This is a genomic window from Synechococcus sp. R55.7, assembly GCF_047461955.1.
GTDB lineage: Bacteria > Cyanobacteriota > Cyanobacteriia > Thermostichales > Thermostichaceae > Thermostichus.
This window is the reverse complement of the sequence record NZ_JANSIC010000389.1, coordinates 1-1028: the sequence shown is the minus strand read 5'-3', so window position 1 is coordinate 1028 and position 1028 is coordinate 1. Positions and strand designations below refer to the sequence as shown.

At 58.3% G+C, this 1028-nt stretch carries 1 protein-coding gene; it reads right to left on the bottom strand.

Translation table 11 applies throughout. The annotated features are described in order from the left end of the window. Nucleotides 1-156 precede the first annotated feature (156 nt). Nucleotides 157-1028 (bottom strand): electron transfer flavoprotein subunit beta/FixA family protein (locus NW820_RS12690; protein ID WP_414407679.1); only part of this gene is annotated, 872 nt, incomplete at its 5' end.

The following is a 1028-nucleotide window of genomic DNA, read 5'->3' as shown; positions in this document are numbered from 1 at the left end:
TTGCGACGAGGTCAGCAGAGTCTTTCTGAGTTAACTTTTCACTGCCCAAAACCGGGAGCTTTCGCCGGCTAGCCACCCTGGGATCGATAGATGAGACGATGAGGATTGAAAGGTGATGGAGATAAGAATTGGCCAGAGGGATGCAAGGCAGAAGATCTAGGAAGTTGCCGCGTAGCGGAAGAGGTCAACGGCCTGAGTTAGTTGGTTGACCAGTTGGGGGACGGACTGCCCTTGAAAGATCTGACAGTTGCCGCCAATTTCCCCCACTTTTTCGGTGGCAGCCACGATGGTCGGAGATCCCTTGAGACCGCAGCGCTCCGGGTCTGCCCCCACATCGTCCAAGTTGAGGATCTGGATTGCCTCGGCCCGTGCCATTTCATCCCGCATTAGCCGCTGCACCCGCTGCACACCCCGTAGAGTGGGGTAGGCCAAACGCCGAGCGGAATTGGCCACCGTAATCAAAACCGGCAGGGGCACCATTACGATTTGGGATCCCCCTTCGATGGCCCGCCGCGCCACCAGGATCCCATCCCGAATCTCGAAGGCTTCGCAATAGGTGACCTGAGGGATCCCCAACCGCTCCGCCAACTGCGGCCCCACCTGGGCCGTATCGCCGTCGGTGGTCTGGAGCCCGCAGAAGATCACATCGGGCCGGCCAGCATAGCGAACCGTCTGGGCCAGAGTATAGGCAGTGGCTAGGGTATCGGAAGCGGCCAAGCGGCGGTCGGTCATCAAAATACCCCGATCCACCCCGTGGGCAATGGCCTCGTAGAGCACCTCAATGGCCGGGGGTGGCCCCATTGTAATTGCCGTTACTCTCGCCCCGTGTTGCCGTTTGGTTTGCAGAGCTGCTTCCAGTGCATAGCGATCAAAAGGGTTTAACATCCGCTTGGCCTTGGCGCGATCGATCGTGCCGTCACTGTTGATGCCGGCCTTGGCGTTTTGATCGGGAACTTGCTTAATCAGAACAAAAGTTTCCAAGGGCCTAAACTCCCTAGTGATCCCCTCCAGGTTAAAAGGGATCCCTG